15 protein-coding genes are annotated in these 13,224 nt (G+C 34.0%); 10 read left to right on the top strand and 5 right to left on the bottom strand.

The window, feature by feature from the left end; all coding sequences use genetic code 11:
- Positions 1-32: 32 nt before the first annotated feature.
- Complete coding sequence (locus tag PSA_RS09810) at positions 33-1,367, bottom strand: ankyrin repeat domain-containing protein (protein ID WP_042144933.1); 1,335 nt, start codon at positions 1,365-1,367, stop codon at positions 33-35.
- A 139-nt stretch (positions 1,368-1,506) separates the two neighbouring features.
- Between PSA_RS09810 and PSA_RS09805 the strand changes: the two genes are divergently transcribed.
- Positions 1,507-1,722, top strand: coding sequence for a DUF2897 family protein (locus PSA_RS09805; RefSeq protein WP_042144931.1), 216 nt, complete (start codon positions 1,507-1,509; stop codon positions 1,720-1,722).
- 34 nt (positions 1,723-1,756) lie between these two features.
- Here PSA_RS09805 and PSA_RS09800 read toward each other — a convergent pair whose 3' ends face one another.
- Complete coding sequence (locus tag PSA_RS09800) at positions 1,757-3,130, bottom strand: YjiH family protein (protein WP_042144928.1); 1,374 nt, start codon at positions 3,128-3,130, stop codon at positions 1,757-1,759.
- A 148-nt stretch (positions 3,131-3,278) separates the two neighbouring features.
- On the bottom strand, positions 3,279-4,340 hold the full coding sequence (gene bamC / locus PSA_RS09795) for an outer membrane protein assembly factor BamC (RefSeq protein WP_042144926.1): 1,062 nt from the start codon (positions 4,338-4,340) through the stop codon (positions 3,279-3,281).
- A 277-nt stretch (positions 4,341-4,617) separates the two neighbouring features.
- Between bamC and PSA_RS09790 the strand changes: the two genes are divergently transcribed.
- Both PSA_RS09790 and bcp read left to right on the top strand, forming a co-directional pair.
- Positions 4,618-5,151, top strand: coding sequence for a glycine cleavage system protein R (locus PSA_RS09790; RefSeq protein ID WP_042144923.1), 534 nt, complete (start codon positions 4,618-4,620; stop codon positions 5,149-5,151).
- A 24-nt stretch (positions 5,152-5,175) separates the two neighbouring features.
- Entirely contained in the window at positions 5,176-5,649 is a 474-nt protein-coding gene (bcp, locus tag PSA_RS09785) for a thioredoxin-dependent thiol peroxidase (RefSeq protein WP_042144920.1), read from the top strand.
- Between the two features lie 56 nt (positions 5,650-5,705).
- Here bcp and PSA_RS09780 read toward each other — a convergent pair whose 3' ends face one another.
- Entirely contained in the window at positions 5,706-6,779 is a 1,074-nt protein-coding gene (locus PSA_RS09780; protein WP_042144918.1) for an AI-2E family transporter, read from the bottom strand.
- Between the two features lie 417 nt (positions 6,780-7,196).
- Between PSA_RS09780 and PSA_RS09770 the strand changes: the two genes are divergently transcribed.
- From PSA_RS09770 to PSA_RS09745, 6 genes are all read left to right on the top strand, one after another.
- Positions 7,197-7,862 carry a hypothetical protein gene (locus PSA_RS09770; RefSeq protein ID WP_042144915.1) on the top strand — a complete coding sequence of 222 codons (666 nt, stop codon included), beginning with the start codon at positions 7,197-7,199 and terminating at the stop codon, positions 7,860-7,862.
- 1 nt (position 7,863) lies between these two features.
- On the top strand, positions 7,864-9,312 hold the full coding sequence (locus PSA_RS09765) for a M48 family metalloprotease (protein WP_042144913.1): 1,449 nt from the start codon (positions 7,864-7,866) through the stop codon (positions 9,310-9,312).
- A gap of 183 nt (positions 9,313-9,495) precedes the next feature.
- Complete coding sequence (gene arsC / locus PSA_RS09760) at positions 9,496-9,843, top strand: arsenate reductase (glutaredoxin) (protein WP_042144911.1); 348 nt, start codon at positions 9,496-9,498, stop codon at positions 9,841-9,843.
- Positions 9,843-10,397, top strand: coding sequence for an NAD(P)H:quinone oxidoreductase (wrbA, locus tag PSA_RS09755; RefSeq protein ID WP_042144909.1), 555 nt, complete (start codon positions 9,843-9,845; stop codon positions 10,395-10,397). The genes arsC and wrbA overlap by 1 nt, the downstream gene beginning before the upstream one ends.
- Before the next feature lies 1 nt (position 10,398).
- Complete coding sequence (locus PSA_RS09750; RefSeq protein ID WP_042144907.1) at positions 10,399-10,827, top strand: DUF2069 domain-containing protein; 429 nt, start codon at positions 10,399-10,401, stop codon at positions 10,825-10,827.
- 84 nt (positions 10,828-10,911) lie between these two features.
- Positions 10,912-11,685 (top strand): ElyC/SanA/YdcF family protein, encoded by a 774-nt coding sequence (locus tag PSA_RS09745; protein WP_231665242.1) that lies wholly within the window; start codon positions 10,912-10,914, stop codon positions 11,683-11,685.
- A 76-nt stretch (positions 11,686-11,761) separates the two neighbouring features.
- Here the strand turns inward: PSA_RS09745 and PSA_RS09740 are convergent, their stop codons facing one another.
- Positions 11,762-12,517, bottom strand: coding sequence for a Nif3-like dinuclear metal center hexameric protein (locus tag PSA_RS09740; RefSeq protein WP_042144905.1), 756 nt, complete (start codon positions 12,515-12,517; stop codon positions 11,762-11,764).
- A gap of 144 nt (positions 12,518-12,661) precedes the next feature.
- Between PSA_RS09740 and PSA_RS09735 the strand changes: the two genes are divergently transcribed.
- Entirely contained in the window at positions 12,662-13,045 is a 384-nt protein-coding gene (locus PSA_RS09735) for a hypothetical protein (protein ID WP_042144903.1), read from the top strand.
- Positions 13,046-13,224 lie beyond the last annotated feature (179 nt).

The following is a 13,224-nucleotide window of genomic DNA, read 5'->3' as shown; positions in this document are numbered from 1 at the left end:
CCTATCCCACACTAGTACAGTGTGGGCCTCTTCTATGTTAACGCTGCAATAATGACAACTAATAAAAGCAATAATTGAGATAATAAGCTTACCGGTGAAAGTGCCCGCAATATTGAAAGGCTCCAAGAATGCTTAATATCTGGATATAGACTGCATCGCTTTAAATTCATTGCTAAAAACATTATTAACATTGAGCATAACGCCAAAATAAACGACAGTTCACTTTTTGCATCAAATGTCGGATCAAAAAAGAAAAAAAGCTGTATTGGTAATAAAAAACCAATAAATGCATGAAGTGAATGCACTAAATTTATTCTCTTGAATTTATTTACTTCACTTAACTCTTTAATACCAAATTCAGTTTCCAATAACAGAGCTATTTTTTTATGCCCTAGTTCAATTGCCAAACCATATGCGGTTAAATCAATATTGTTTTTTAATGTAAAATCAATACTTTGATTTAAAAGAAAACGTATTGCGAGTTCGTTTTTATATTTAATAGCATAATGTAAAACATTATTTCCTTCATTATCAAGCTGAGCAATTAATTCAGGTGTGCTTAGTTCTTCTAAAACATCAAGAAACCCTTGCTGTACAGCCCACATTAGTGATGTTTTACCACTCTCATCTGCGATTAAGCATTTTGCACCTTGCTGTAAAAAACGTTTGCAAATGCTTTGTTTTGGAGAATCATGTTTAAGCTGCTGTAATAAAGCTTGATCTAATATTTCAGATTCAGATATATCACCTTTGAGTTTAACTAAAAACTCAAACCTGTCCTCTCCTTGCAATAGCTGTTCGGTCAATAAATTGATAACTTCAGGTTTATCAATCAAGTTAGATTCAAGGTAAGGCAAAACTAAAGAATGGAGTTCTGAGTGCTCAAGTAAAGACATGACATCTGATGTTGATAGCTTTAAACCAGATTCTAGCAACATTTTTAAAACATTAAAAAACCGCTTTTGTTGCGCTAAATTAACTAGGCTTAATTTAGATTCAATTGACATTTGAGATGGGAAATCACAATAATTTGCCAGTCTTTGCAGTAACAGCGTTGTAATTGCTTCATCAGAATCAAGCTGCTGTTTTAATTCATTAAATACAAACTCGATATATTCTTGTGATGTATCATCAAAATCACTAATATGCTGACAATATAAGTCTTCAAAAGGTTCTGCTGGTTTTTGCCATAAAATATAATATATTGGCGGTAAACTGATACTGCATACTTCTTGAGCATCTACAGATTCATTGCAATTTGGCCAAGCCTCTAATGCATCTAATATAAATGCACCATTTTGTTCTAATAACCCTCTTAAAAGTAAGATATATTCATTTGGCCATATTAAGACATTTTCTGTCTTCAACAGTTTACTCCAGTTAAATTAAGTTCTGTTTCACTAATAAGTAAGTGAATTTAGATATTGCAAAGCATTTAGTTTAACAGGGTTTTACCCTATTTGTACTAAATGCTATCATAGTATTTTTAAGAATAAGTGAAACAAAGTGGAAACTTGGAAAGTTATACTCATAATTGCAATTGTTTTTGGTGTTGTATGGAGCAATATTGCACTCTTAAAATACTCAGCAAAATTTGAAATGAAGAGGTTAAATCAAGATCCAATAGAAAAAGCTAAAGCATCACTAAAAGAAAAAGAATCAACTGAAAACAACGATAATAAAGATAACACAGAAGAAAAAACTAAAAATCCTCACCAATAAAGGTCAGGGTTTTAGTTTTAATTAACAGTAACAGCTAAACTAACAAATGCGCCATTAAAGCAATCACAGGCAGTGTTACTAAAGTACGTAGTAAAAATATTAAAAACAGTTCCCATAAACTTACAGGTATTTTACTTCCTAAAATTAGAGCACCTATCTCAGACATATATATAAGTTGCGTAACACTCATTGCAGCAATCACAAAACGTGTTAAGTCACTTTCAATTGAGTTTGCAGCTAAAATTGAAGGAATAAACATATCTGCAAAACCAACAACAATTGTTTGTGATGCTTGTTGTGCTTCAGGGATCTGTAATAATTCCAATAGAGGAATGAATGGCATACCTAACCATTGAAAAAATGGTGTATATTCAGCAATAATCAATGCAAAAGTACCAATAGCCATCACTACAGGCAATACCGCAAACACCATATCAACCGCATTTTTAATGCCTTCAGTTAATGTACCTTTTACGCCTTGAGATTTATACGCTTTTGTTAGCGCCACATGCAAGCCATGTTTAAATAATGTTTTACCTTCAGGCAAAGCTTCTGATTGACCTTGTTTTAACGTGCCATCAATATATTCGTCTTTTTTGTTTCTCAGTGGTGGTAGCCTAGGAACAACAAGTGCAGCAACTACACCGGCTAAACATACTGTAAGATAAAAAGGTGCAAATAAATGCTCTAACTTTACCTGTCCAATTACAACTAAACTAAATGTAATTGATACTGCAGAAAACGTAGTCCCAATAATAGCAGCTTCTTTTTGGGTATAAAACTTTTCTTCATATTGCTTTGAGGTCATCAATACGCCAACGCTACCATCGCCTAACCAAGATGCAACACAGTTAACTGAGCTACGACCAGGTACTTTAAATAATGGGCGCATTACTTTAGTTAGCAAGGTACCGGCTAGTTCTAGCAAACCAAAATTGAGTAATAAAGGTAATAACAAGCCTGCTAATACAAATACTGAAAATAATACAGGCATTAAGTCATGTAAAACTAAAGTACCGGTATTTGCAGAGTGAACCGCTTCAGGTCCGACTTTAAAAAAGGTGATAAATACAAATACCATGCCCATAAAGCGGGTTGTAAGCCAAATAGGTGATACATCTAATAAATGACGTAAAAAATCACGTTTCATTATAAATTGCGGTTTAAATATTTTTGTAATTAAGCTCAAAAATGCCGTCGTAGATATAACGGCCAATACTATGTGTGTAATATAAGTACTGGTGACGTTTTGAATTTCTTTTGCTAACAGTGCGATGGGGATAGTAAAAGCGTCACCCGTTTGAACGGGAGTCATAAATAAAAACACCCCGATTAATGAAGGTACAATAAAAGTCAAAATTGTACGCCAATGATATAACATCTGATTATCGATTCGTTGTGAATTCATAAATAAACCTATACTGCATCAATTTCATTAATTAAATTTTACATTACAAAATAATTTAATTAATGAAATTGCTTAATAAACTAATACATAAAAGAGCGCAATAAGCGCTCTTTTATGTACTTATTAAATATTAATATTATGTCTAAATTTAAAGATTAATACCTTTTTTTCGTAATACTTTAACCAAGGCTTGCTGTAGATCATTCATAGTACCAGGTTCCAAAGTTTCACCTTCTTCATCCATCCAAGTTATGCTTGTACCACCTGAGTTATTTTTATTTAATAACATCTGATATTGACCTGATTCTAGTGGTAATTCAGCAATTTCATCACCCCAAATAGAATCCCAAACACTTGAATCTGGTTTTTCATAAGTGGCAGTGATCAAACCTTTTTCATCATCTAGTTCATTGATCGTGAAATTTAATTTTTCAATGAATGAAGAAAAACGTTCAAAAATAGCTTCGTAGCTTTGCTCTGTTACCAAAGCAGCATTACCTTGATTATCAAAACCCATTTCCAAAGAAACGATGCCTTGTTGTTTATGCATTTCAACCATCAATTGACGATATTTAAAATCAAATTGGCTTACAAACGCATTTAATGCGCCCGCTTCAAGTTGTTGGCGTAAAATAGGCGTTAAAGTTTCATCTTTACTTTGAAAGTCAAGTAGTTCAGTTTTCATTGAAGCTGTTCTTTGGTGCTCTTTTTGCTCAATGGTAAACTTGAATTTTTGTTTACTGACTTCTTTTTCTTCTTCCCAAAACCAAACGTCTTGTACTTTATGGATTGAATACCAATCAGTAGATAATTCACCTTTTGCTTCATTATTATCTGTTGCAGTTACTTTGTTTTCATCAAGTAACTCATTTAAGGCTATCCACATAAAGCCTTTTAAATCGTCAATACCATCTGATTTATCAAAAAATATACGTGTTTGCTTATCACCTTCTTCAACCCAACTACCACTAGCCACGTTTAAAACCTGCGCTGGCGGTTTTACCATATCACTTGGCATCGCCTTACTATATTGCGCTGGCGTCATCACATATTCAGGGTCTTGATATGGCTTTTGCAGATCCGCGGGCACTTTAATTTGCTCTGATACACGGTAGTTTTTTTCATCATGCGCATTATTTATAAAAACACTACAACCTGATAATGCTGTGATAACACCCAATACCAAACTTTTACGGATCCAATACTGCACTTATTATTCTCCTTAGTATGCCTAATTTATTTCTATTATGAGTAGGCTATACTCTATTTGGTTCAAAATATGATTTAAAAATATTATCTCATTTTATGAATTGGTCATAATTCGAGTTGATTGCTTGAAAATCATTCAGTTATTACTTGAAAGCAATTAAAAATATGAAATTAGAGCCTATATTACTTTCCTAAGCTACTAAAAACAAGAATGCAGAGTGTTTCTATTTTTGATGTGGTAAACTTCGCACCCAACGTAGGGGTACATGGATAAATAAATGCCAGGATTTTCAAATCAACAGCTTGTTTTAACCGCAATCGGGGATGATCGTACCGGGATTGTTGCTGAGTTAACACAGTTAGTGAGTGAATGTAGCTGTAACATTATTGATAGCCGTATTGCAATTTTAGGTAACGAATTCTCGATTATCATGCTTTTATCAGGAGATATGTCAGCGATCAGCCGTATTGAGCATACTATTCCGGTAAAGAGTATGGAAATGGGTTTACTTACCATGATGAAGCGAACCACTAATAGAACTGGCTGTGACTTTTGTGCAGGCTATACACTTGAATATAAAGGTATTGATACTGAAGGTACATTAAGTAAGGTAACCTCATTTCTTGCTGAAGATAATATTGATATTTGCTCATTGAAATCTGACACTTACGAGCAAGACAATCAACTTCATATGTGTTCTACCTTAGAAATCAATGTAGAAGTTGAGACTTCCTTAGATAGTTTCAAACTGAAGTTTGAGCGTTTGTGTACTGAGCTCAACCTTGAATCTATACTGCGACGAATACGCTAATTTTAAAAATACTAGGATATAAACATGAATACATTAGTTGCTGGCGATAAAGCCCCTCTATTTTCTTTACAAGATCAAAATGGTCAGACTGTTGTGCTTTCTGAATTATTAAAAGAAAACCAAGTATTAGTTTACTTTTACCCTAAAGCTATGACACCTGGCTGCATCATTCAAGCTGAAAATCTACGCGACCAAAAAGCAACCTTAGCTAAGCTCAATACAGTTTCTGTAGGTATAAGTCCTGATCCTGTGAAAAAACTCAAAAACTTTGAAACTAAAAAAGAATTAAACTTCACATTATTATCTGATGAAGATCATGCGATAGCTGATGAATTTGGTGTTTGGGGTTTAAAGAAATTTATGGGTAAGGAATATGATGGCATTCATAGATTAAGTTTTTTAGTTGCGCAAGATGGTACAATTAAACATGTATTTAATAAATTCAAAACTAAAGAACATCATCAAGTTGTGATTGATTTTTTAACTGACAACACTTAGTTTTCAAATTCGATTAAAAGGGCGATTTAAAAACATAGCCCTTTTTTACGCTTATTTTAACCTGTTACTTCATCTTTGTGAGCTTCTTCTGTTGTCCATGCATTTAATAAAGCACGTACTAATGATGCTAATGGGATTGCAAAAAACACGCCCCAAAACCCCCATAAACCACCAAAAAACAATACCGCAACTATGATATAAACAGGGTTTAAATCAACAGCTTCAGAGAATAACAAAGGTACTAATACATTACCATCTAACGCTTGAATTACCCCATAAGCGATTAACAAATACCAAAACTCTGGTGCTAACCCAAATTGAAATAGAGCCACTGCTGCTACTGGAATAGTCACAAGTGCTGCACCAACAAAAGGTATTAATACCGATAAACCTACTAATACACCTAGCAGTGCTGCATATCTTAAATCAAAAATTGCAAAAGCGATAAATGAAGCTCCACCAATTATCACAATTTCAATAACCTTGCCACGGATATAGTTCATGATTTGTTGATTCATTTCATGCCATACTTGCCTTATTAAACGTCTTTGTTTTGGTAAAAAGGTTTCAATACCTGAAGTGAGCTCATTTTTATCCTTTAGCATAAAAAATACCAGTAGTGGAACAAGTATCAAATATATCATCCAAGCAACAACGTCTTTTAATGATGTTAAAGAAAAAGAGAGAATTTGCTGACCAAACTCTAATACTTTGTTTTCAACATTAGATACTATTCCTTGTATTTGTTGTGCATTGATTAATTCTGGATAACGCTCGGGTAAGTGCATTAAAAATGATTTTCCCTGCTCTAACATAGAAGGCGCTTCTTGCAATAAATTTGCAGACTGTTGCCAAAGCACAGGCACCATAGTCACAAATGATGCCACCATGACACCTGCAAATAACAACATGACACTCGTACAAGCTGTTAATCTAGCTAATCCTAAATTCTGTAACTTTAAAACTGGCCATTCCAATAAATAGGCTATTACCAAAGCAACAAGTACAGGTATGATCAAAGAGCCAACAAAATACAATGATGCGACTAATGCAATTAATAAAAGAAACAATGTAACTGAATGGGGATCTGAAAATTTACGTTCGTACCAAGATTTTAAAAATTCTAACACTTAATTATTCCCTTTTATTAAACTCACTATAAGTTCATTATTATCCGCGAGACTTACTATTTGATAACTGTATTGATGAGACTTCAAATATCGTTCAATATCTTTAATATCCGATTCGACCGAAATTGAATATTCAATTACCCTCGAATTGTTATTTTGTTCTATGTCGATCATACTTAGTTTTAATTGATACTTAAATTGAACAAATAATTGGGGGCACTGATATTGTGTTAAATCAAATTTAGCCATTAAAGCTACAACTATATTTAAAGATTTAAGAATAATAACGGTAAAGTAAAATAAATGGAATCTAATCTATCGTCTAACTTAATGGGTCCGCTAACTTAAGGGACTTTAGCTATACCAAAACCACACAATGCATTATGCTTATAGAAGATAAGGAATAGGTATAATTTAATGACATCCCAAAATGATAGAGCACAATTACCAGGTAATCCTACGTTAAAGGACATTAACTGGTATAAAAAACAATTAAACTGGGGTGAGTTACCGCCGTTTTATCATTTAGTTGCTTCATCATTAGGTGAATCCGAAGGTATTTTAACTCACGGTTTTGATACAGCAATTAAACGCATAATTGACAAGCGTAATTGGAATCTCAAGATACTTGCGGGCACAGTAGATAATGCTGATGGCATTATTTGCAAAAAAAAACCAAGAATTACGCTTTACCAAGTTTTTACCGATCGCGGTTTTGAACTACAAGCTTTCCCTTTAGCTAAAGATGTAGAAATTAATAAATATGTAAAAGATAATAAAATGATGGAATTCATAGTGTGGGACCCTCATTCAATGAGACTCATTCTAAGAATTAATCAATTACATAAATATATACAATTTTATTTTCAAAGAGGCGATGAAGCTGATAAAGCATTAATCATTCATGCTCACAAGGTTGTGCATAAAATAATAACTTTTTTAAAACAAGAATTGAACATTGTTAAGGTTGATGGAGTCTCAATCAAAAAGTATTACGATGTTTGCGAAAATGAAAGCTCACTTGATCAAGATGAACTCATGCTTGCACAGCTAATTATGAACGGGCAAGCAAACAAGGAATAAAATGAATAAAAAAAAAAAACTGTCACAATTAGTTATCGGTGCATTTTTATTATCTTCTCCCGTATTAGCACAGTCAAGTTTTAAACTGCCTGATTTAGGCACATCCGCATTACAAGTATTGCCGTTAGAAAAAGAAAAAGCGATTGGCGAAATCATGATGATGAAAATAAAAAGTTCATCTCCTGTGATCCAAGACCCTTTATTGGATGAGTACCTGACAAGCATAGGTAACCGCTTAGTTGCCCATGCTGATGATATTCGTTTTCCATTCGAATTTTTTTGGATTAAAAATAACGAAATAAATGCATTTGCCTTTTATGGTGGTCATGTTGGTGTTCATGCCGGTTTGATTGCAAAATCAGATAATGAAAGTCAATTTGCTTCAGTATTGGGTCATGAAATCGCGCACGTAACACAAAGGCATTTAGCGCGCCGATTACAAAAACAGCAAGATAATTCAGGCTTAACATTAGCAGGTATGGTTGCAGGTATATTAACAACCATAGTTAACCCAGAAGCAGGCATGGCAATCATATCTGCCAATCAAACCCAAAACATGTTAAGTCAAATGACACATAGTCGTGGCGCTGAGCAAGAAGCAGATCGCATCGGTATGACGATTTTAAATAATTCAGGATTTGATCCTCGTGCATCAAGTGAGTTTTTAGCCAAGTTATCCGCGCAATTAAGATTCAAGCAAAAACCACCGGTCTTTTTATTATCACATCCATTACCAGATAGCCGTGTATCTGATATCCGTTTAAGAGCACAGCAATACCCTGAAAAATTTATAGATTCTAATCTTGATTTTTTGTTAGCTAAAAGCCGAATTAAAGCCCGCTTTACCACTACATCAGAAAAAGCAGAGCAACTATTTAGAAATGATATAAAAAAGCATCAGTTTTCTGATAGAACTGCAGCTAAATACGGTTTAGCTTTAACACTGATAGATCAAAAAAAGCTTGATGAAGCACAAGAGATTTTAACCAAGTTACTAAAAACAGATCCTGCTAACCTTTTTTATTTAGACAGTAAAACAGATTTATTAATCGCGCAAAAAAATACCCAAGCAGCTTTAACATTATTAAAAGAGCATTATCAATTAAAACCTAATAACCAAGTCATTACCTTAAACTATGCCAATGCCGCCATCGAAGCTAAAGACTACCCATTAGCTGAACGATTATTAAGATACTTTTTACTAGATAAGCCAGATCATCCATTAGGTAAAGATTTAATGGCGCAAACCTATAAGATGCAAAAAAAACAATCTGCCTATCACGAAATTCGTGCCAGTATTATGATCGATTATGGCGCTTACCAGCAGGCATCAGATGAAATTCAAAAGGCATTAAATTTTATTGAAAAAACAGACGATATTAAACGCCAAAGACTCAAAGCATTATTAAAACAATATCGTCAAATGCAAAAAGAACTCGCTAAATTATAAACACTCAGTTTTAGCGATTAAAAACCTGATGAGGTATTTTGTTTCATCAGGTAAGTTTCCAATATAGCAATCTTATGTTGTTTGGGTATAAAATAGCGCTTTAATTTTTTATCATTAAAATGCTTATTTTCATGACAAAAAGTTTCAACTAAAAATTTGCGCTATTTTTATTTAGGATCAAACATGACAATTCAAATTTATCACAACCCAAGATGTTCAAAGTCTCGCCAAACTTTGGCCTTATTAGAAGAAAATAACGTAGCACCTGAAATTGTTGAGTATTTAAAAACAGCGCCTGATGCACAAGAAATCACATCACTTATTAAAAAGCTGGGTTTTGATTCTGCTCGCCAATTAATGCGTACCAAAGAAGACTTATATAAAGCACTCAACCTTAAAGCGCAAAATGATGAATCAGCATTAATTAACGCTATGGCTGAAAATCCAAAGCTCATTGAGCGACCTATTGTTGTAAATGGTGATAAAGCAGCTATCGGCCGTCCACCAGAAAGTGTATTAGACATTATTTAATGTCCTACATACTGGTACTTTATCATTCAAGCCATGGCTCAGTAAAAAGCATGGCGCATGAGATCAGTGACGCTATTTCTAGTAATAATATGGAAGTAAAGTTACGCACTTTCATCAAACAATCTGAATCAGATATTGTGGTAACACAAGATGATTTAATGCATTGTCAAGCACTTGCTTTTGGCAGTCCTACTCGGTTTGGTATGATGGCCTCTCAAGCTAAATCATTTTGGGAGACAACCAGTGAACTCTGGTTAAAAGGTCGCTTAATAGACAAGCCTGCTAGTGTTTTTACATCAAGTAGTAGCATGCATGGTGGGAATGAAAGTACGTTATTGACGTTATCTTTACCCTTATTGCACCATGGTATGATGTTATTAGGCGTACCTTATGATATTCCTGAATTATCAAGTACACAAAGTGGCGGTACACCTTATGGTGCCAGTCATGTTTCAGGTCTTGGTAATAGTACAGAACTGAGTTCTCATGAAATAAAAATATGCCATTCTGTAGGACATCGACTGGCTAAAATTACGCAACAATTGAATAAGTGACATGATCAAAAAACAAGATAAAACAAAGACCTTTCAACGCCTAGCTATTTTTGGTTACGTCGGTTTATTAATATTAATGCCATTATGGCTATTTTACTTAGCAAAGCCTGAAGGCTACAGTAATGGCTTTATATTTATGATTTATATCCTGCCTTTATTACTGCCATTAAAAGGCATTATTCAGGATAACCTTTATACTTATGCTTGGGCTAATTTCATTGTAATGATTTATTTCCTACATTCTTTGACCATGCTTTATGTCTCTTTAGATATTTATGTTGTTTTAGAATTAATATTTGCCACCAGCATGTTTATTGGCTGTACTTATTATTCAAAACACCGAGGCCAAGAGTTAGGTTTAAGAATTAGAAAGCTAAAAGAAGAATTAGCAGAAGAAAAAGCAGCCCACGAACATGATAAACCAGAGTAAGATTTCTATTTTTAAATAAATAGACAAAGCCGGTTTAAAACTGGCTTTATTTTTTACACCAACTTATAAGGAAATTGATTAATAGTGTCTTCATTTGAATTAAAAAAAATTCTTGGCAATCTTTTAATGCCTTTACCCTTGTTGTTCATATTAATTTCATTTGGTTTATTGTTATTGGCATTGAGACAAAAGAACTTGGGGTTATTGTTTTTCATCCCAAGTATGAGTATTTTGTTTTTACTCAGTATGCCAATTGTCACTCAAAATTTAATCAATTCCACGGAAATAAAATACAACGTTTTTAATACTAATAAACATAAAAAGTTACACTATATTTTAGTATTAGGCTGCCAAATTAAACCAAATAAATACCGCCCTGCTAATTCACAACTGGGTGCATGCTCTCTTTCACGTTTAGTTGAAGGCTTAAGAATTGCCAGAAAGTACCCTCAGGCAAAATTGATTGTATCTGGTTACGGTTATGATGGCACAACCAGTAGTGAACTCATGAAAAAGACCGCTTATAGTTTAGGTTTACACCATACAAGGATTTTAACTAACCCTAAAGCCAAAGATACAGCACAAGAAGCGAAGTTATTAGCTTACCGCCTTGTTGATGCTAAAGTTGCTCTAGTGACCTCTGCAGCACATATGAGCCGTTCAATAAATTTATTTAACCAACAGGGTATAGATGTCATTGCTGCACCAACAGACTTCTACGCGCTTAATGAACAGCCCTTATGGCGTCAGTTTGTACCCAGTCCTGAAGCTTTATTAGCAATTACAGCACATCAACATGAACTTTTAGGCACTTTATGGATTAAGCTACTTAGGCTCTACGATCCTGAATCGATTTAAATTAGACTTTAAAATTTATAATAAAATGCTCGCAAGTAAAATAGTGAGCATTTTTTTTGATAATTTTGCTTAGAATTTAAACGGGATTATCTATATCCACAAAAATCACTTCGAGTTTATACTCTGCTGCTAAATGTTCACCTAACGCCTTTACACCATATCTTTCAGTGGCATGATGCCCAGCTGCAAAAAAATCAATATTTTGTTCTCTAGAGCTGTGAATTGTTTGCTCTGATGCTTCACCCGTTAAATATGCATCAATTCCTTGCTCAGCAGCCAAATCAATATACCCTTGCCCGCCACCAGTACACCAAGCGATGGAGTTAATTTTCTCATCTCTCACAATTGAAGTAACAGGCTCTCTATTTAATACTGTTGCAATTTTTTGTGCAAACTCACTGCCGGTCAAAGGCGTATTTAAAATGCCTTTTACGGGAATGCTTTTAGCACTGCCTAATTCAAGTCCTGCTTCATAAGTAATATCTAACAACTTTGCCAATTGTGCATTGTTACCTAAAGTCGGATGAATATCTAAAGGCAAGTGATATGCAATCAAATTTATGTCGTGTTTTATCAAGGCTTCTATACGTTTTTTCTTCATACCAACAATTCGTTGGCTTTCACCTTTCCAAAAAAAGCCATGATGTACTAAAATAGCATCAGCCTTATGATTAATTGCAGCATCAATTAAAGCTTGTGACGCAGTAACACCAGTCACAATTTTTGTAATGTTATCTTTGCCTTCAATCTGCAAACCATTAGGAGAAAAATCCTTAATTGTATGTGGTTCTAGCAAATTGTTTAGATGTGACATTAAATCGGAACGTTTCATAATTTTTCAATATTTTCTTAAAATTTGTAAAATTGTCCCGTTTAGTTGAGCAAAAAGAAAGAAAAACCTGAAAAAATTGATAATTCTTTCAAAAGTCGGTATAAAAGCCGCTGCAACAAATTTAACAAAAAATTAGGAATAATAATGAGCAAACTTGATAAAGCACAAGTTTTAGAAGATTTTGACAAAGCATATCAAGCAGCAAACGGCAAACAACCTGAAGTTGTTGCTAAAGCAGGATGGTACAGTGTAGATGGTGGCAAAAACATGCGCCTAGCTGATCTTGCCGCTTTAACTGAAGAACTTTCATCTGGTACTGCACCTGCAGCTCCTGAGAAAGCTGCTAAGCCTGCTAAAAAGGCTGCCGCTAAACCTGCTAAAAAAGCTGCTGTTAAAACAGTAGAAACTAAAGATAAAGGCATGGTTATCGTTAAGAATAACGAAGACGGTTATACAGCTGAAGAATTCTGGATTGTATACCTAGCAGAAAAAGAGCACGACTGCCGTTTACCACAAGGTATCGTTTAGTCTATTAAATTTAGAGTTGAATAACAAAAAGGCTGCAATTTCATTGCAGCCTTTTTTGTATTTTTTGACTAGTGCTCAATAAAAATAAGAGCTAAATTAATAACCCTATTTATATTTATACCATTTCCGTTAATTAACTGGTCACTCAGCGGGAATTCAAAGCGCTTTGAAACCCGCCT

It is taken from the genome of Pseudoalteromonas sp. '520P1 No. 423' (genome assembly GCF_001269985.1).
Classification (GTDB): domain Bacteria; phylum Pseudomonadota; class Gammaproteobacteria; order Enterobacterales; family Alteromonadaceae; genus Pseudoalteromonas.
This window is presented reverse-complemented; position numbering and strand designations above follow the sequence as displayed.